Genomic DNA, 18,356 nt, shown 5'->3' with positions numbered 1-18,356 from the left:
CCGGGGGCGGGCGTGGTCGGCGGGAGGGGGGCCGGCGGGGGTCCGGCCCCCCGGTTCAGGGCCGGGCGGTGAGCGGGGACGCGGGCGCGGTGACGGCCGTGTCCAGCACCTCCTCGATCCCGGTGAGCAGGCCCCGCACGTCTTCGGGCGTGGCCGCGTGCCGGTTGTACTCGGCGGTGCCGCCGATCTCGCCGTCCCGTTCCACGAGGCCGACGCAGGCGAGGGCGGCGGCCGGGTCGGGGCTGTAGAGCTCCAGGTGGCGGGCGGGCGGCCCGGGCAACTGGCCGACCTCGACGCCCGGCAGGTCCAGGGGTACGGCCGGGTAGTTGTGCAGGGCGAAGAGGACGCTGTACGGGGGCGGGGTGCCGTCCCCGAACAGGACGTCCACGGGCAGCCGCTGGTGGGCCAGGGCCTCGGCCACCGCTGTGCGGGTGCGGTGCAGCAGCTCGCGGAAGGAGGGCCCGCCCGCGAGGTCGAGCCGGATGGGCACCACGGTGGTGTACTGCCCGACGGCGCCTTCGAGGGCGGCGGCGAACCGCCCGGCGGCCGGGGTGCCGATCACCACGGAGGTACGCCCCTCCCGGCGGGCGAGGACCACGGCGAGGGCGGCGAGCAGGGTCATGAACGGGGTGGCCCCCTCGGCCGCGCCCAGCTCCAGCCCGGCCGCCACGGGCCCGCGGGCCAGCCGTACGGCCAGGTGTCCGCGGGCGAAGCCGCCGGGCGCCCGGGGCGCGGGCGGGTCGGCGGCGAACACCGCGCGGCGGCGGGCGAGTTCGGCGGAGCCGTCCGGTCCGGTGAGCCAGCGGTGCTGCCAGTCGGCGTGGTCGGGGAGCTGGAGCGCGGGCGGTTCCAGGCCGCCGGGGCCCTCGCGGTAGCCGGTGGCGAGGTCCGCGAGGAACACCCCGGAGGACCAGCCGTCGAACACCGCGAGGTGGGAGGCGAGGATCAGGACGTGCTCGTCGGGGGCGGTGCGCAGCAGCCGGAAGGCGCTGGTGCGGCCGGATTCCAGGTCCAGTGCGGTGGCCGCGCTGTCGGTGACCTCGGCGGCCACGCGCTCGGCGGCGGCCGCCGGGGAGTGCGCGGTGAGGTCGGCGCGGGTGAGGCGCAGCACCGGTTCCGCGTCGACGTGCAGCAGCGGGCGGCCGGTGGCCGGGAGGGTCAGCCGGGTGCGCAGGGCCTCGTGGCGGCGCAGTACCCCGGTGAGGGCGTCGGTGAGCCGCCGCGGGTCGAGGGGGCCGGTCAGCCGGAGGGCGTGGGAGCCGGTGGCGACCCCGGGGCGGGTCCGTTCCCGGCGCCACAGCCGGGTCTGGAGGGCGGTGGGCGGGACCGGCCCCGCGCCGGAGCGCGGGACCGGGTGGCCGGGTACGGGCCGCCGGGCGGCCAGCAGCAGGCGGGCGAGCTCGCGCTTCGCCTCGGGGAGGGCGGTGAGGGCCCCTTCGAGTCCGGCCGGTTCGGCCATCAGGGGCCGTCCGGGTGCTGGAGGGAGCCGAGGAGGGCGGCGGCCTCCTCGTCGCTCATGTTCTCGATCTGCTCGAACACCGCGAGCAGCCGGTCCTGTTCGCCGGCGGCCTCCGCCTGGGCGGTGCGGACGAGTTCCGCGAGCCCGGAGACGGTGGGGCGGCCGAAGAAGTCGGCGAGGGCGATGTCGATGCCGAAGAGGGCGCGGACCCGGGAGACGACGATGGTGGCCTGGAGGGAGCTGCCGCCGAGGGCGAAGAAGTCCCCCTCCACGTCCGGGTTCTGCCATTCCAGCAGGGGCGTGAGGATGTCGCGGCAGATCTGCTCCTCGACGGCGTCGCGCGGCGGGGTGCCGCCCTGCCCGGACTGTTCGGTGGGCAGCGGCAGGGCGGCGGTGTCGACCTTGCCGTGCGGGGTGAGCGGCAGCTCGTCCAGGACGACGACGACCGGCACCATGTAGCCGGGGAGCCGGCCGGCCGTGTAGGCGCGGAGGTTCTCGGCGTCCGCGACCTCGGAGGCGTAGGCGCCGACCTGCTCGACGGTGACGTAGGCGGCCAGCATGCGTTCGCCGCCCGCGGCGGGCTGGGCCACCACCACGGCCTGCTGCACGGAGGGGTGGCCGGTGAGGACGGCCTCGACCTCGCCGGGCTCGATCCGGTGGCCGCGGACCTTGAGCTGGCGGTCGGTGCGCCCGAGGAAGTCCAGGTTCCCGCCGGGCAGCCAGCGGACCAGGTCGCCGGTGCGGTAGAGGCGGGCGGTCTCGGGGCCGTCGGCGTACGGGTTGTCGGCGAAGCGCTCGGCGGTGAGGTCGGGGCGGCCGAGGTAGCCGCGGGAGACCCCGGGCCCGGCGACGCACAGTTCGCCGGGGACGCCGGGCGGGACCGGGCGCAGCCGCTCGTCGAGGACGAACGCCTGGTGGCCGGGCATGGGGCGGCCGATGGGCGGGTTGCGGTCGTAGCTGCCGGTGCAGTCCATGAGGGTGACGGCGACGGTGGCCTCGGTGGGGCCGTAGCCGTTGACGAAGCGGCGCTCGCCGGCGGTCCATTCGGCGACGAGCCGGCCGGGGAACGCCTCGCCGCCCACGGAGACCAGGCGCAGCTCGGGCAGTGCGGCCTGGTCGAGCAGGGGGAGCAGGGCGGGCGGGAGTTCGGCGACGGTGACGGCGTCCTCGCGCATCCGGGTCTGGAGCAGGGCGGGGTCGCGGCGTTCCTCGTCGGTGGCGATGACGAGGGTGGCGCCGGCGAGCAGGGTGGTGAAGACCTCGAAGACGGAGACGTCGAAGGTGAGCGGCGCGAACTGCAGGACCCGGTCCCCGGCGGTGATCTCGTACGCCTTGGCGATGGTGCGGGAGAAGTGGGTGACCGAGCGGTGCTCGATCATCACGCCCTTGGGGGTGCCGCTGCTGCCGGAGGTGTGCAGGACGTAGGCGAGGTCGCCGGGGGTGGAGCTGGGCGCGAGGGAGGGGACCTCCCGTACGGGGGCCGCGGTGCCGGTGTTGACCCGTTCCAGCGGGACGGGCAGCTGGGCGGACTCGTCGACGAGCGCGTGGCGGACCTTGGCGTCGGTGAGGACGGTACGGGTCCGCTCGGCGGGGGCGGCCGGGTCGACGGGCAGGTAGTGGGCGCCCGCCTTGAGGACGCCGAGGACGGCGGCGACGGCGGCGGGCCCGCGGGCCACGCAGACGGCGACGGGGTCGCCGTGGCCGACGCCGCGGTCGCGCAGCCGGTGGGCGATGGCCTCGGACCAGCGGTCGAGCGCGGCGTAGTCGAGGCGGGTGGAGCCGTACCGGACGGCGGGGGCGTCGGGGTGGATGGTGGCGCGCTCGCGGAAGGCGCGGTCCAGGGTGGTGGTCCAGGCGGCCTCGTCGAGCGGGCCGCCGCGGGAGAGTTCGCGGGCGTGCCGGGAGGCGGCGGGCTCCTCGACCAGGCTGATGTCGCCGACGCGCAGGTCGGGGTTGTCCGCGACCTGTTCGAGGACCTGCCGGAAGGCGGTGAGCAGGGCGCTGGCGGTGCCGTGGCGGTAGAGGGAGGTGTTGTATTCGAGGGAGAGCTCCAGTCCGTCGTTCTCGCCGACGAGGAAGCTCATGTCGAATTTGGCGGCGCCGTCGTGGAGCTGGTCCATGGTGAAGGCGACGTCGGCGGCCTCGGCGCGGTGGGTGCCCCAGCGGCCCAGCGAGGTGAACTCGATCTGGAAGAGCGGGTGGCGCAGCGGGTCGCGGACCGGGCGGACGGCCTCCACAACCTGCTCGAAGGGCAGTTCGCTGCTGGTGAAGGAGTCCATGACGGAGGCCGCGGTGCGGGTGACGAGCTCGCGGAAGGTGAGCCCGTCGGTGACCTCGGTGCGCAGGGTGATCATCTGGACGAAGCAGCCGATGACCTGTTCCAGGTCGGGGTGCGGCCGGGAGGCGCTGGCGGTGCCGACGACGACGTCCTCGGTCCGGGTCCAGTGCCGCAGCAGGGCGTTGAAGGCGGCGAGCAGGGTGGTGAAGACGGTGGTGCTGCTGGCGTCCGCGAGTTCGGTGAGCCGGTCCAGCAGCTTCTGGTCCAGGGTGAGCGCCAGCCCCTTGCCGTCGCCGCGGGTCTCGGGGCCGCGCGGGTGGTCGGGCATGACCTCGGTGGCCACGGCGCCCGCCAGGAGCTGGCGCCATTTCGCGGCGAGGGCCCGGCCGTGCTCGTCGTTCTCCAGCTTGGCCCGCTGCCAGGCGGCGAAGTCGGCGTACTCGACGGCGAGCGGGGCGGCCTCGGGGCGCCGTCCGGCGGCCGCGGCGGCGTAGCTGGCGGTCAGTTCCTCGGTGAAGATGCGGGTGGAGCCCGGGTCCCAGGCGATGTGGTGGACGACCCAGAGCAGGACGTGCCGGTCCGGGGAGAGGCGTACGAGGTGGGCGCGGACGGGCGGGGCGGCGGCCAGGTCGAAGGGGGCGGCGGAGGTGGCGGAGGTGAGCTCGGCCAGTTCGCGGTCGGCGTCCTCGCTGCCGGACAGGTCGGTGGACTGGATGCCGAGCACGTAGGAGGGCACGGGCTCCTGCCAGGGGACGCCGTCGATCTCGACGAGTTTGCTGTGCAGCACCTGGTGGCGGGCGACGACGGCGTTCAGGGCCTCGTGCAGGGCGGCCCGGTCGAGGGGGCCGCCGAGGGATATGGACAGGGCTATGTTGTTGCGGGCCTTGCCGGCGCCGAGCTTGTCGACGAACCACATCTGCTCCTGCTGGAAGGAGGAGCGCGAGCGCGGCCCGTGGTCGGCGCGCTTGAGTTCGACGCGGCGGCCCACGCCGGCCGTCATCTGGTTGCGCATCCGGCCCAGCAGCCGGGAGCGCTGCCCCTGGGGCAGCCGGCCGAGCCGTTCGGCGAGATCAGACATGGGTTCCTCCGTTGCGGTGCAGGTCGGCGAGCAGGTCGGCGAGGCGGTCGGGCAGGTGCTTGGCGAAGTAGTGGCGGCCGCCGGGGAGTACGGAGAGCCGGACGTCGGCGGCGTAGCGGCCCCAGGCCCGGTAGCCCTCCTCGTAGCCCTCGGTGGCGTCGTCGGCGTCGCCGATGATGCAGGTGAGCGGGGTGGTGAGGGGGCGGTCGTAGCCGGCCGGGGTGCGGGCGAAGAAGCGGGCGGCCTCGGTCATGTCGTGGCGGACCATGCGCAGGACCGCGGTGAGGTCACGGTCGTCGAGGACGCCGTCGAAGCCGTCCATGGTGGTCAGGTAGGCGACGAGGTCGTCGTCGCCGGAGGTCCGCTCCATCTCCAGGGCGTATTCCGGGTCCTCCTCGGGGAGGGCGGCGGCGAGGTCCAGGGCGAGGGGGCGCTGTCCGAGGCGTTCGAGGACGTGGGTGGTCTCCAGGGCGGTGACGACTCCGGCGCAGTGCCCGTACACGGCGTACGGTCCCCGCACGGTCCGGGCGATCTCGGCGGCGGCGAGCTCGGCGAACTCGGGCACCGGGAGCATGGGTCCGGGGCGCAGCGGGTCGTGTCCGGGCGGGGAGACGGCCAGCAGCTCGATGTGCGGGGGCAGGTGGGCGGCGAGCGGCTGGTAGGCGATGGCGTCGCCGCCGCCGTGCGGGAAGCAGACGAGGGTCAACGCGACCGTGCCGGGCGGCCGTTCGGGGGTGAGCCGGTGCAGCAGCCGGTGCGATTCGGCCGCGGTGCCGCTGAGTTCGGCGGTACGGGAGGCCAGCCCGGCCGGGGTCGGGTTGCTGAAGAGGTCGACGACGCGCAGGGCGGCGGCGCCGGTGCCGGGCAGGGCGGCGGCGACGGCGCGCACCGCGCGGACGGCGGCGAAGGAGTCCCCGCCGAGGGCGAAGAAGTCCTCACCGGGGCCCACGTCGGGCACGCCCAGCACCTCGGCCCAGACGGCGGCGATCCGCAGCGCGAGGGGGTCGGCCCCGGCGGGTGCGGGGGCGGGGCTCCGGCCGGGCGCGGGGGCGGCGGGGCGCGGGGCCGGCAGGGCCTTGCGGTCGACCTTGCCGTTGGGGCTGAGCGGGAGCCGGTCGAGCAGGACCACCTCGGCGGGGACGCAGTGCGGGGGCAGGACGGCGGCGAGCGCGCTCCGCAGGGCGGCGGGGTCGGGTCCGGCGCCGTCCTCGGGGACCACGTAGCCGATCAGGCGGGCGGATCCGGTGTCCTGGCGGGCGGTGACGACGGCCTCGCGGACGCCGGGGCGGGCGAGCAGGGCGCTCTCGACCTCGCCGGGCTCGATGCGCAGCCCGTTGAGCTTGATGCGGAAGTCGGTGCGGCCGAGGAGTTCTATGGTGCCGTCGGCGCCGTAGCGGGCGAGGTCGCCGGTGCGGTAGAGCCGTTCGGTGCGGCCGGGCTCCAGTGCGACGTGGACGAACTTCTCCTCGGTCAGCTCGGGCCGGTTCAGGTAGCCGCGGGCCAGCCCGGTGCCGCCGAGGTGGAGTTCGCCGGGGACGCCGACGGGGACCGGGCGGTCGTGCGGGTCGAGGATGTAGGTGCGCTGGTTCGCCATGGGCCGCCCGTACGGGAGCTTGGTCCAGCGGGGGTCGACCCGGCCGACGCGGAACTCCACCGAGTGGATGGAGGCTTCGGTGGCCCCGCCGAGGGCGACGAAGGCCAGGCCGGGGGCGAAGGCGCGGATCCGGTCGGGCTGGGTGACGGGGATCCAGTCGCCGCCGAGGAAGGCGGTGCGCAGGGTGGGCAGGGCGGGCCCGCCGGCGTGTTCGAGCTGGTCGACGAGGAGGCCGAGGAGGGCGGGGGCGGAGTTCCAGACGGTGACCCCGTGGCGCTGGACGAGGTCGGCCCAGTGGGCCGGGTCCTTGGCGGCGGCGGGGTCGGGCAGGACGAGCGTGCCGCCCGCGGCGAGGATGCCCAGGGTCTCGTAGACGCTCATGTCGAAGCTGGGCGAGGACAGGGCGAGCACGGAGTCGTCGGGGCCGATGCCGTAGGAGCGGTTGAGGTCGAGGAGGTTGTTGACCACGCCGCGGTGCTCCAGGGCGATGCCCTTGGGGGTGCCGGTGGAGCCCGAGGTGAAGATGACGTAGGCCAGGTCGCGGGAGGTGACGGGCACCTCGGGCCGGGTCGCGGGCCGTTCGGCGAGGGCGGCCCGGTCGGCGTCGAGGAGGACCCGCTCGGTGCCGGGGGGCAGCGGCAGCCGGCCGATGAGTTCGGCGTCGGAGACGACGATGGGGGGCGCGGCGTCCTGGAGCAGCAGCGCGAGGCGTTCGGCGGGGTAGTCCGGGTCGAGCGGTACGTAGGCCCCGCCCGCCTTGAGGACGGCGAGGATCGCGGTGACCAGGGCGGGGCCGCGGCGCAGGCACAGGGCGACGGTCCGGCCGGGTCCGGCGCCGGCTTCGGTGAGGCGGTGCGCGAGCCGGTTGGCGCGCTCCTCCAGCTCCCGGTAGCTGACGCTCCAGCCGCCGAGGCCGCCGAGGACCACGGCGGGGGCGTCGGGCCGCCGGTCGGCGTGCTGCTCGAAGAGCTGGTGCAGGCAGGCGTCCTGCGGGAAGGGGGCGCGGGTGGCGTTCCAGTCGTCGAGGACGGCGCGGTGCTCGGCGTCGGTGAGCAGCGGCAGCGCGGACAGCGGGGCGGCCGGCCGGTCGACGGCGCCTTCGAGGGTGGTGAGGAAGTGGCCGAGGAGCCGGTCGACGGTGGCGGCGTCGAAGAGGTCGGTGGGGTACTCCACGAGGGCGCGCACGGCGGTGCCGGTGTCGTGGACGCTGATCATCAGGTCGTACTTGGTGGCGTGCGAGGAGAAGTCGATGGGCTCGGTGGCCAGGCCGGCGAGGCCGGGGGCGGTGTCCGGGGTCTCGTCCAGGAGGAACATCACCGAGGTGAGCGGCGGCCGGCTGGGGTCCCGGGGCAGGCCGAGGGCGTCGACGATGAGGTCGAAGGGCAGTTCCTGGTGCGCGTACGCCTGGAGGGTGGTGTGCCGGGTGGCGCGGACCAGTTCGGCGAAGCCGGGGTCGCCGCCGGTTCTGATGCGCAGCGGCAGGGTGTTGACGAAGAAGCCGATGAGCTCGCCGAAGGCGGGGTGGTCGCGGCCGGAGACGGAGGTGCCGACGACGATGTCCTCCTGGCCGGTCCAGCGGCGCAGGGTGGCGGCGAAGCCGGCCAGCATCGTCATGTAGAGGGTGGCGCCCTCGGACTTGCCGAACTCGCGCAGCCGGGCGATGAGCCGGGGCGGCAGGTCGATGTAGCGGGAGGCTCCGGCGTGCCCGAAGACGGGGGGCCGCGGCCGGTCGGTGGGCAGGTCCACGGGTGCGGCCCCGCCCAGTTCCTCCTGCCAGAAGGCGGTCAGCCGCTCCAGCCGGTCCCCGCTGACCCGCTCGCGCTGCCAGGCGGCGAAGTCGGCGTACTGGAGGGCGAGCGGGGCACCGGCCTCGGCGGGGGCGCCGGTGCGGGCGGCGTAGGCCCGTTCCAGTTCGGCGTAGAGGATCCGCATCGACCAGCCGTCGGTGACGATGTGGTGCAGGTTGAGCACGAGGACGTGGTCCTCGGCGCCGATCCGGCCCAGCCGGGCGCGCAGCGGGACGGCTCCGGCGAGGTCGAAGGGGGCGCCCGCGTCGGCGTCGTAGAAGGGGCGTACGGCGTCCTCGCCGGGCAGTTCGGTCAGCGGCAGGGGCAGCCGGAAGCCGTCCACGACGCGGGGCACGGCCTCGGAGGCGCCCTCGCGGTAGGTGTAGACGGTGCGCAGGACCTCGTGGCGGTCGACGATGTCCTGGAGCGCGGCGTGCAGGGCGGGAACGTCGAGCGGGCCTCTGATGCGGGTGGCGACCGGCACGTTGTAGGCGGGGCTGCCGGGCTGGAGTTGGTCGATGAACCACAGGCGGCGCTGCGCGAAGGAGAGTACGGGCGGGGCGGCGGGGTCACGGGGTGCCGGCTCGGGGTCCTCCCGTACGGCGGCGCGCCCGCCGGACCGGCCCGTCAGGGCCTGGAACAGTGCCCGGCGGGACTTCGGCAGTGCGGCTATGCGTTCGGCGAGGGACTCGCTCACCTTGAGCCTCCGTGCGTCTTCGGGAGAGGGAGTACGGCAGGACGCGCCGCGGGAGCGCGGCGCGGGGCGTGCGGGGGCGGTGCGTCGGTGCGCGGGGCGTGCGTGGGGGGCGTACGGGCAGGGGCGTGCGCGGGATGCGGGATGCGGGGCGGTGGCGTGTGCCGGGAGCGGATGCCGGTCGGGGGGCATCCGCTCCCGTGGGGCCGGAGCCTCAGGCGGTGATCCTGGCCTCGTCGGGGGCCGGGGATCCCTCCTCTGCGGGGTCGCCGGCGGGCATTTCCTTGATCTTGGCCACCGGTCCGGCCAGCAGGGTCAGTCCTCCGACGACGGTCACGGCACCGGCCACCGCGAGGCCGCCGGTCAGGCCGATGCCCTCACCGAGCGCGCCGCCCGCGAAGTAGCCGAGGGACAGGGCGCCGTAGACCGCGGAGAGGGCGGTGCCGCTGACGCGGCCCATCTGCTCGTTCGGGGTGACCCCCTGGACGAGGCTGAGGACGTGGATGTCGAACATCGGGGAGACGAAGCCGATGACGGCCTGGACCACGATCAGTCCGACGAAGCCGCCGATCGCGCCGCCCGTCGGGACCAGGATGTAGCCGGCGCCGAGGACCACGGCGGTGATCACCAGCAGGCGGCCCACGGACAGGCTCTTGGAGACGACCTCGGAGAGCACGGCGCCGACGATGACGAAGACCGACATGACGGCGAAGGCGATACCGACCTGGCCGGGGCTGAGGTCCAGCACCTTGTAGGCGTAGACGATCAGGAGGGCGTCACCCATCGCGGCACCGAGGTTGACCACGACGTTGGCGGTGAACAGGCCGCGCAGGACCGGGTTGCCGAAGAGGGTCCTCATGCCCTCCTTCATCTCGGCCTTGGCGGACGCCTTGCGCTCTTCGGTCCGCTCGCGGGTGTCCCGGTGGCGGATGACGAGGAGGGCGAGCAGCGAGATCAGGAAGGTGAAGGCGTCGGCGGTGATGGCGCGGGCCGCGCCGAGCAGCTGGATGAGCGCGCCGCCGGCTCCGGCGCCGACCGCTTCCGCGACGCTTCGGCTGATCTGGAGTTTGGTGTTTCCTTCGATGAGGTTCTCGGTGCCGATGAGCTGCGGCAGCCAGGACTGGTAGGAGACCTCGAAGAAGGTGGTGAGGACACCGGTGAGGGCGGCCACGAGATAGACGTGGACCATGCTGACGGAATCGAGGGCGAATGCCAGCGGGATCGTCGCCAGGGCCAGGAAGCGGCCCAGGTCGGCGACGATCATGACGGTGCGCCGCGAGACCCGGTCGGCCACGAGCCCCGCGAACGGGGCGAGCAGCAGGAACGGGAGGAAGCGCAGCGCGCCGAGCACGCCGACCTCGAAGGCTCCGCCGTCCAGCACCACGACCGCGAGGGTCGGCAGGGCCAGGAGGGAGATCTTGTCGCCGAAGTTGCTGACGGTCTGCCCGAACCACAGGCGATTGAAATCGGAATGCCGACCGAGTGCCATGTCGACGCCCTTTTCTGATTGGGTAGGGAATTGTCGGGACGGCATTGACGGTAGGCACCGGGAGTTAGCGGCCGGTTATGAATCCGGGGACTATAGGGCCTGTGTAGACAGGCGATGAGATCCGCTGGAGAAGCGTGCGATGTCGGCGCTCTCGCGGGCGATCCCGGCGGCCTCGGCGGGGCTCGGGGGCGCGGCCCCGGGGAAGGGCTCGACGGTGACCGGAGTGCCCCGGCGGCCGCCCGACCAGGTGCCGACGGCCAGCCCGTCGACGAGGACGGTGGCCCGGATCTGCCCGCCGCCGGGCCAGACCCGGCGCTCGTGCTCCGAGGGTACCGACAGGTCGCGGGTGCGGTAGCCGACGAGGTAGTTGTCGTAGGCCGGCAGCAGGCGTACGTCGGGCTCCCCGGGCGGGGGCGCGTCCTCGGGGACGGCCTGCGGCAGGGCCGCCCAGGCGCTCTTCCCGGAGCCGGTGCGCAGGCCGGACCAGTGCAGGAAGTCCTGGGCGTCGGCGGGGCCGTGGGCCAGCCGGTAGCGGCGGGCGAGTTCGCGTTCGGCGGCGGCCCCGGTGAAGGGCAGCGGGCCGGTGGCGGGCAGCCAGTCGTCGAGGAGCACGAAGGTGGCCTCGTCCTCGCGCTGCGGTCCGTGGCAGATGATCCCGGCCAGTGCGGCGCGGCGGATCAGGTGGAAGGCGGACTGCCCCTTCGGCTCCACCCCGAGGGTGGTGAGCCGTGCGGTGAGCTGGGCGCGGGTGAGCGGGCCCTCGTCGGCGACGGCGTCGGCGATGAGGCGTTCCGCGCGGGCGCACAGGGCCTCGTCCAGGCCCAGTTCGCGCAGCCGCCGGGTGCCGGCGGCGAGGTGGAGCGGTCCGAAGAGGGCGAGCAGCCAGCGGGCGTCGGCGGCGGGTACGAGCTGGAGGGTGCCGCGCATGAACCAGCCGCGTACGGCGCTGCGTTCGGTGTCGGTGGCGTGGCGGACCGCCTCGCGGGTCAGCCCGTGGGCCCGTACCCGCAGGCCCAGTTCGGCCGCGGGCAGGTCCTGTGCCTGGACGGCCAGCACCCGGTCGAGGACGGCCGCGACGGAGTCCTCCCGGACCCCGCCCCCGATCGCCTGTGCGCGTGCCCTGAGCAGCCGTTCGGTCGTACGTCGTTCCACGTTCCCAGTCTTTCAGCCGAGCAGCCGCAGCCGCATCTCCTCGCGGGCCGCCACACATCCGACGGCCCCCTTTCCCTCCCAGTCCAGCAGCTGCCAGCCGCGCCAGTGCGGCGGTCGGCGCCCGTACACGGGAAGGTCGAGGCGGGCCGCCTCGTCCAGCGTGCCCGCCCCGACCTTGACCAGGGACTCCTTGCGCACCCACTGGCGCAGGAAGGCGCGCCGGGGGTGCGGGTCCGCCCGTACGGCGGCCAGTTCCTCCGCGGTGCAGGCGGCCTCCACCGTCCGCCAGTCCGGCGGCTGCTCCTCCTCTCCCTCCCATGCCTCGACGTCCACGCCCACCGGGCCGTGCGCGGCGGCCGCCGCGACCCAGCCGCGGCTGTGCGCGAGGCTGATCCCGGTGCCGGGGGCCTCGGCCAGCCGCGGCCTGCCGTGCGGGCCGCCGCAGCCCTCGCAGCGCTGCACGACGGTGAGGCCCCGCGCCGGGCGGCCGAGGAGCCGCCCGGCGCAGAGCCGGACCAGGGCGTGCGCGGCCAGGAAGTCCGCCCGGTCGCGGGCCGACCGGAGGGCGTCGGCCCGGTCCCGTTCGGTACGGGTCAGCAGCTCCCGTACGTCCCCGGCCGCGGCCAGCACCGCTCCGGACGGCCCGGCCAGGGCGAGGCCGGCCCGGTCCGGTACCGCCATCAGCGCCTGCGGCGGAGCACGGCGTAGTAGCCGGGCAGCCGCAGGGCGTCGGAGTCGGAGCGGGGGTCGATGGCGTGCAGTTCGATCGCCTCGTCCTCGACCACCTCCCAGTCCTCCGCGCCGAACGCCTCGGCCAGCTCGGGCCGGGTGAAGCGGTGCGAGTGCCGTACGCCGGCCGCCTCCAGCGGGCCCACCAGGTCCTCGGCGCGGCCGCGCTTGCCGCCCACGAAGCCGAGGTAGCCGAAGGAGTTGCTGGAGTAGTCGGGCTCGTGGACGATCAGCGTGCCCTCACTGCCCAGCAGCCGCGCGGCGACGGTGGCGAGCCGGGCGCGGGCCTCGGTGTCCAGGACGTGGAAGACGCCGCGGACGAAGATGTTGTACGGCCCCTCCCCCAGAGCGGCGGCCTGTGCGGCGTCGGTCATGTCGATCGCCAGGTAGTCGACGTTCGCCACGCCTTCCGCCTCGCGCCGGGCGTGCTCGATGGCGCTGGCGGAGACGTCGACGCCGACCACGGACGGGAAGTGCGGGGCGAGTTCGCGGCTGTAGCGGCCGTTGCCGCAGCCCAGGTCGATGAGTGGGAGCCCGCTGTCGAAGTGGCGCCGGGCCTGGCCGAGCAGCCAGTGGAACTCCTCGCCGCTGTCCGCGTCCCAGATGACGTCGCCGCCGCGGCCGGTGCGCCGGATCCCGGCCCAGTACCGCTCCCAGGCGTCGCCGGTGTCCCGCTCCCCGGCCGGGGCGGGCGCCTCGTCCCGCTGGCCGGGCGGCGCGGAGGGCCGCTCCCACGCGGCGTCCTCGGCCAGGGCCTCCAGCAGTGCGGTGAACTCCGCGAACATGGTGTCGATGAGCCCGTCGGGGTAGACGGCGGGCAGGTGGTCCCAGTTGAAGGTGAGGCCGTCGGGCTTCTCGAAGACCTGGAAGTCCAGGGAGACCTGAGGGGTCTGGGAGATGCCGTAGACGGGCGCGCCGAGCTCGGTCTCCTCGTACTGCGGCGGGTGTCCGGCCAGGCTGGTCATGACGACGGGCATGGCCGGGGCGAGGGAGCCGCGCAGCTTGGTCAGCTCGCGCAGCACCTGCACCCCGCTGAAATAGCGGTGTTCCAGGTCGGCCCACAGGCGGCGCTGGACGGCCTGGGCGCGTCCGGCGAAGGTGTGCTCCGTCTGTTCGACGGCGAGCAGCAGCGTGGTGGTGGTGTCCGCGAGCAGGGAGTTGACCTGCGGGTGCAGCGGGAGGCGGTTGAAGAGCGGGAGGTTGATGGTGAACCGGGCCTGGCCGCTGGCCCGGCCCAGGATCTCGGCGTAGGCCGCGGCGAGCACCCCGGAGGGGGTGACCTCGCGGGCGTGCGCCCGCTCCTGGATGCGGGCCCACAGTTCGGGGGCGACGACATGGCTGCGCCGTTCGAACCGGACGGGCAGCTCGGGAGCGTCGGCGGGGCGCTCCGGGAGCTGGGGGGCGGGCGGGAGGGTGGCGAGGCGGTCGCGCCAGTACCACTCGGAGCGCCGGTAGATCTCGCTGTCGCGCAGGGTGTTGCCGACGGCGAGCACGTAGTCCCGGAAGGTCAGCTCCAGCGGGGGGAGCTCGGCGTCCGGTTCCACGTAGTAGCCGACCAGGTCGGGGATGAGCACCTGGAAGTAGCTCCAGGCGTCGGCGACGAGGAAGTCCAGGCAGAGGTGGATGCGAGCGCGGCCACCGCCGAGCAGGCTGATCCGGACGTCGAACAGCGGCCAGGCGTCGGCGTCGAGCACCTGGTGGGACAGCCGCTCGCGCAGGTCGGCCAGTTCGGCCCGGCGGGCCGGCTCGTCGAGGCCGCCGAGGTCGGTGACGGGGATCTCGTAGGCGGGGATCTCCGCGAAGACCTGCTGGGTGCCGTCGGGCAGGACCCGGGTGCGCAGGGCGTCGTGGCGTTCGACGAGCCGGTGCCAGGCCCGGGTGAAGCGGGGTACGTCGAGCCGCGCGCTCTCCCATTCGAAGTAGCCGTGGCAGCCGACGTTGCCCAGTTCCACGAGGCCCCCGCGGCCGATCCACAGCGCCTGCTGGCTCTCGGTCAGCGGGAAGGGCTCGAAGCGGGCGGCGGGGTCGGGCACGATCGCGGGGAGCCCGCCGAAGGAGCCGCGGGCACCACTACGGCCGGTGGTGACGAGGGTGGCCAGCTCGGCGACGGTGGGGCAGGTGGAGAGGTCGGACAGGCTCAGCTCGACGCCGTAGCGGCGGCGGATCTCGTCGATGAGCTGGAAGGCCAGCAGCGAATGCCCGCCCAGCTCGAAGAAGTTGTCGTGGATGCCGACGGCCTCGGTGCGGAACGCCTCGGCCCACAGCCGGCCGAGTCCGTCCTCGATCTCGTTGCGCGGGGCCTCGTAGCCGGCGCCGACCGCCTCGCGGCCCTCGGGGGGCTGCGGCAGTGCGCGCCGGTCGACCTTCCCGTTGGCGAGCCGGGGCAGGGCGGGCAGGACGACGACGGAGCCGGGGACCATGTAGTAGGGCAGCGTACGGGCGACTTCGGCGCGCACCGCGGCCGGGTCGGGCTGTCCGGCCCCGGCGGCCGGGGAGACGTAGGCGATCAGGCGCTTGTCGCCGGGGCCGCGCTCCTGGGCGGTGACGACGGCCTCGGCGATGCCCTCCAGCCGGGCGACGTGGGTCTCGACCTCGCCGAGTTCGACGCGGAAGCCGCGGATCTTCACCTGGGAGTCGGAGCGGCCCAGCAGTTCGACGGCCCCGTCCTCGCGGCGGCGGGCGAGGTCGCCGGTGTCGTAGAGCACGGGGTGCGGGTCGCCGGGCAGGAAGTTGGGGAGGAACTTCGCGGCGGTCAGCTCGGGGCGGCCGTGGTATCCGGCGGCGACGCCGGCGCCGGAGACATGGAGGCGGCCGACCTCGCCCTCGGGGACCGGGTGGCCGTCCTCGTCGAGGAGGTGGACGCGCAGGTTGGCGATGGGCACGCCGACGGGGACCTGGCGGCAGGCGCGGACCTCCTCGGGGGTGGCCTGGCTGGTGTGGTCGATGCCCGCCCCGAGGTCCAGGCAGGACAGGACGTTGGTGGTCTCGGTGGTGCCGTAGGTCATGACGACCCGGAAGGAGGTGTCGACGGGCGGCCAGCTGTGGACGCGCTCGGCGGTGGTCACCATGATCCGCAGGGCGCTCCCGGCGGGCCACTCCAGGCCCCATACGGGCTCGGCCAGGGCGGCGACCAGCATGGTGTGGGTGATGCCCTCGGCGGCGAGCCAGTCGCGGATCTGCTCCGGGGTCTGGGCCTGCCCGGCCTCGGGGATGTGGATCGCGGCCCCGGCGGGCAGGTAGGCCAGCCACTCCATGATCTGGACGGCGAAGCCGGGGGTGGACATCCAGGAGGCGCGGTCGCCGGGGCGGACCCCGTAGGCGCGGGTGGTCCAGTGCACCAGGTTGGTGAGGGCTCCGTGGCGTTCCAGGACGGCCTTGGGGGTGCCGGTGGAGCCGGAGGTGTAGATGAGGTGGCTGATGGTGTCGGGGCCGGTCACGGCCGGGGGCGCACTGTCGGGCAGGCCCCGGCCGGCGGTGGCGACCTCGGCCCGCTCGATGCCCTCGGGTATCCGGCGGGCCAGTTCGGCGGGGGTGAGCACCAGCAGCGGGCCGGCGTCGGCGATCATCGCGGCGAGCCGGTCGTCGGGGTTGACGGGGTCCAGGGCGACGATGGCCGCGCCCGCCTTGAGGACGGCGAGGGAGCCGAGGACGTAGTCGGCGCCGCGCGGGTAGCAGAGCCCGATCCGGGTGCCGGGCGCGGCCCCGCGGGCGATCAGCGCGTGCGCCAGGCGGTTGGTGGCGGCCTCCAGTTCGGCATAGGTCCAGGTGCGGTCGCCCTGCGCGAGGGCGGTGGCCTCAGGCGTACGGGCGGCCTGTGCGGCGAGGAGCTGCGGGTACCCGGTGGCGGGGAACGCGGCGTCCGTGCGGTTGAAGTCGACGAGTGCGGTGGTCACAGTGCGGGCCCTTTCTTATTTCGCGAAGGCTCGGCTGCGCAGCAGCCGCACGGGGAGACTGTTGATCCCCCAGGTGAAGTTGGAGGAGTTGAACGAGACCGGCCCGGCCAGCTCGAAGCCGTCCAGCACGGCCAGCATCTCGGTGAGCAGGGCACCGAGTTCGAAGCGGGCGAGGCGGGCGCCGAGGCAGAGGTGGCGGCCGTGGCCGAAGGCGACGTGCCGGTTGGGGCGGCGGTCGACCCGGAAGGCGTGCGGGTCGGCGAAGACCTCCTCGTCCCGGTTGGCGGAGACGTTCCACAGGGTGACGCGGGCACCGGCGGCGACCGGGACGCCGTTGATCTCGGTGTCGTGGGCGGCGGTGCGCAGGGCGTGCACCCCGGGGGTGGTCCAGCGCAGGACCTCCTCGACCGCCGGGGCGATCCCGGCGGGTCCGAGGGCGCGCAGCAGCCGCCACTGGTCGGGGTGCTCGGCGAACATGTGGACGGCGCCGGCGGCGGAGTAGCGGGTGGTCTCGTTGGCGCCGGACAGCACGCCGTTGAGGTTGAAGACGATCTCGTGGTCGCTGAGCGGGCGTTCGCCGCCGTCGCCCTCGTCGACGAGGGTGTCGTGGGCGATCTGGCTGACCAGGTCGTCCCCGGGGCGGGCCCGGCGCTCCGCGAGCAGTTCGATGAAGTAGAGGAAGATCTCCGAGTGGGCGCTGCTGCGCACCGCCTCGTCCGGGGAGTCGAAGGCGTCGGTGGTGAGGGCCCCGATCCAGGCCCAGTCGGCGCGCGGGATGCCGAGGACGGCGCAGACGACCCGGTTGGGCAGCTGCTTGGCGAGGTCGATGAAGTCCAGGGTGTCGTGCTCGGCGGACTCGGCGACCAGTTCCCCGACCACCCGCTCCACGAGGGCTTCCAGGCGCGGCATCTGCTGCGGGCCGAACGCCTGCTGGAGGGCGCGCTTGAGCCGGGTGTGGTGGGGGACGTCGGAGACGATGAGCATGCGCTGGGCGACGGCGGCGACGGCGGCCGGATCGCTGCCCAGGCGCATCCCGCGGCCCGAGAGGAAGGTGTCGCTGTCGGCGTAGACGCGCATGATGTCGCGGTGCTTGGTCAGCGCCCAGAAGCCGCCGTCCTCGCTGCCGGGTTCGGGGTGCCAGTGGACCGGGTCGTGGGCGCGCAGCCAGGCGAAGGCCGGCCAGAAGTCGTTGCGGCCGAAGGGGCCCGGGTCGAGCAGGTCGATCTCCATCTCAGGCTCCTCGCAGACCGTTGGGGCGGGTGTCGGGCCAGTGGGCGTCGACGAAGTCGGCGCACTCGTCCTCGGTGCCGTCGAAACCGGCCGGGGTCCAGCCGTCGGGTGTCTCGCGTGCGGCGGGGTACAGCGCGTACTGCCCCTCGTGGTTCACGAGGACCTGATGGGTGGTGGGCACGGTGTCCTCCGGGTTCGGGCGGGTGGGCGGTGGTCTTCGCCGGGGTCAGGGCGCGGGGTGCGGCTGCGCGGCGTCGCTCAGCAGGGCCGTCAGCTGGTCCAGTACGGGCCGGGGGTGGCGCAGGACGGCGTGGTGGCCGCCGGTGGTGGTGTGCCGGGTGAAACCGGCGCTGGTGACCGCGGCCCAGCCGTCGAGGTCGGCGGCGGTGACGGTCTCGTCCCCGTCGGCGCCCCAGGCGTGCACGGGCACGTCCAGCCGCACGCCCGGCCGGTGGGTGTAACTCAGCGACAGCTGGGCGTCCTTGCGGAGCATCCCGACCATCAGGGCGCGGGTGTCCTCGTCCAGCAGGGCCGGGTCCAGTCCGGCGGTGTCGAAGAGCTTGTCCAGCTCCTCGCCGTCGTCGACGATGCCGCGGCCGGCACCGTCCCAGTGGCCGGGGGCCCGGCAGCCGCTGACGACCAGGGCGCGCGGCGGGACCCGGCGGGCCACCTCGTAGCCGAGCAGTCCGCCGAAGCTGTGGCCGAAGACGGTCACGGGCCGGTCCCCGACGGTGGCCGTCAGCTCGGCCGCGATGGCGTCGACGGCCTCGTCGAAGGTGTCCGGCATGGGTTCGCGCCAGCGGTTCTCCCGGCCGGGGAGCTGTACGCCGTACACCTGCGCGGTGCCCTCCAGTGCGGGCTGCCACGCGCGGAACTGCTGGCAGCCGGCGCCGGCCGGGGGCAGGCAGAGCAGCACGGGCAGGTCCCGTACGGCGGGGTCGTCGGTCCAGGTGGAGATCCAGCGGCCCATGGT

General features: G+C 74.6%; 9 protein-coding genes and 1 pseudogene. All 10 read right to left on the bottom strand.

Annotation, left to right across the window (positions count from 1 at the left end; genetic code table 11):
* Positions 1-55: 55 nt before the first annotated feature.
* The 10 genes and pseudogenes from ABZ873_RS00915 to ABZ873_RS00870 all read right to left on the bottom strand — a co-directional run bounded on the left by ABZ873_RS00915 (position 56) and on the right by ABZ873_RS00870 (position 18,353).
* A complete protein-coding gene (locus ABZ873_RS00915; protein WP_360863519.1) occupies positions 56-1,459 on the bottom strand; it encodes a condensation domain-containing protein in 1,404 nt (467 codons plus the stop codon).
* Positions 1,459-4,815, bottom strand: a complete 3,357-nt coding sequence (locus ABZ873_RS00910; protein WP_360863517.1) for an amino acid adenylation domain-containing protein — start codon at positions 4,813-4,815, stop codon at positions 1,459-1,461. The genes ABZ873_RS00915 and ABZ873_RS00910 overlap by 1 nt, the downstream gene beginning before the upstream one ends.
* Positions 4,808-8,893 carry an amino acid adenylation domain-containing protein gene (locus tag ABZ873_RS00905; protein WP_360863515.1) on the bottom strand — a complete coding sequence of 1,362 codons (4,086 nt, stop codon included), beginning with the start codon at positions 8,891-8,893 and terminating at the stop codon, positions 4,808-4,810. The genes ABZ873_RS00910 and ABZ873_RS00905 overlap by 8 nt, the downstream gene beginning before the upstream one ends.
* Positions 8,894-9,104: 211 nt before the next feature.
* On the bottom strand, positions 9,105-10,379 hold the full coding sequence (locus tag ABZ873_RS00900; protein WP_360863513.1) for an MFS transporter: 1,275 nt from the start codon (positions 10,377-10,379) through the stop codon (positions 9,105-9,107).
* 90 nt (positions 10,380-10,469) lie between these two features.
* Positions 10,470-11,531 (bottom strand): winged helix DNA-binding domain-containing protein, encoded by a 1,062-nt coding sequence (locus tag ABZ873_RS00895; RefSeq protein WP_360863511.1) that lies wholly within the window; start codon positions 11,529-11,531, stop codon positions 10,470-10,472.
* A gap of 12 nt (positions 11,532-11,543) precedes the next feature.
* Positions 11,544-12,212: a 4'-phosphopantetheinyl transferase superfamily protein gene (locus tag ABZ873_RS00890; protein WP_360863509.1), complete on the bottom strand. Its 669-nt coding sequence runs from the start codon at positions 12,210-12,212 to the stop codon at positions 11,544-11,546.
* Positions 12,212-16,153, bottom strand: coding sequence for an amino acid adenylation domain-containing protein (locus ABZ873_RS00885; RefSeq protein WP_360863508.1), 3,942 nt, complete (start codon positions 16,151-16,153; stop codon positions 12,212-12,214). The genes ABZ873_RS00890 and ABZ873_RS00885 overlap by 1 nt, the downstream gene beginning before the upstream one ends.
* 15 nt (positions 16,154-16,168) lie before the next feature.
* Complete coding sequence (locus tag ABZ873_RS00880; RefSeq protein ID WP_360863506.1) at positions 16,169-17,383, bottom strand: cytochrome P450; 1,215 nt, start codon at positions 17,381-17,383, stop codon at positions 16,169-16,171.
* 1 nt (position 17,384) lies between these two features.
* Positions 17,385-17,567: pseudogene (locus ABZ873_RS00875) on the bottom strand (MbtH family NRPS accessory protein); the annotation flags it as partial.
* A gap of 42 nt (positions 17,568-17,609) precedes the next feature.
* Entirely contained in the window at positions 17,610-18,353 is a 744-nt protein-coding gene (locus ABZ873_RS00870) for an alpha/beta fold hydrolase (protein ID WP_360863504.1), read from the bottom strand.
* Positions 18,354-18,356: the final 3 nt, after the last annotated feature.

This window comes from Streptomyces sp. NPDC047014 (assembly GCF_040644195.1).
Lineage (GTDB): Bacteria > Actinomycetota > Actinomycetes > Streptomycetales > Streptomycetaceae > Streptomyces.
Note: the sequence above shows the minus strand (reverse complement) of the source record. Positions and strands in the feature narration are given on the sequence as shown.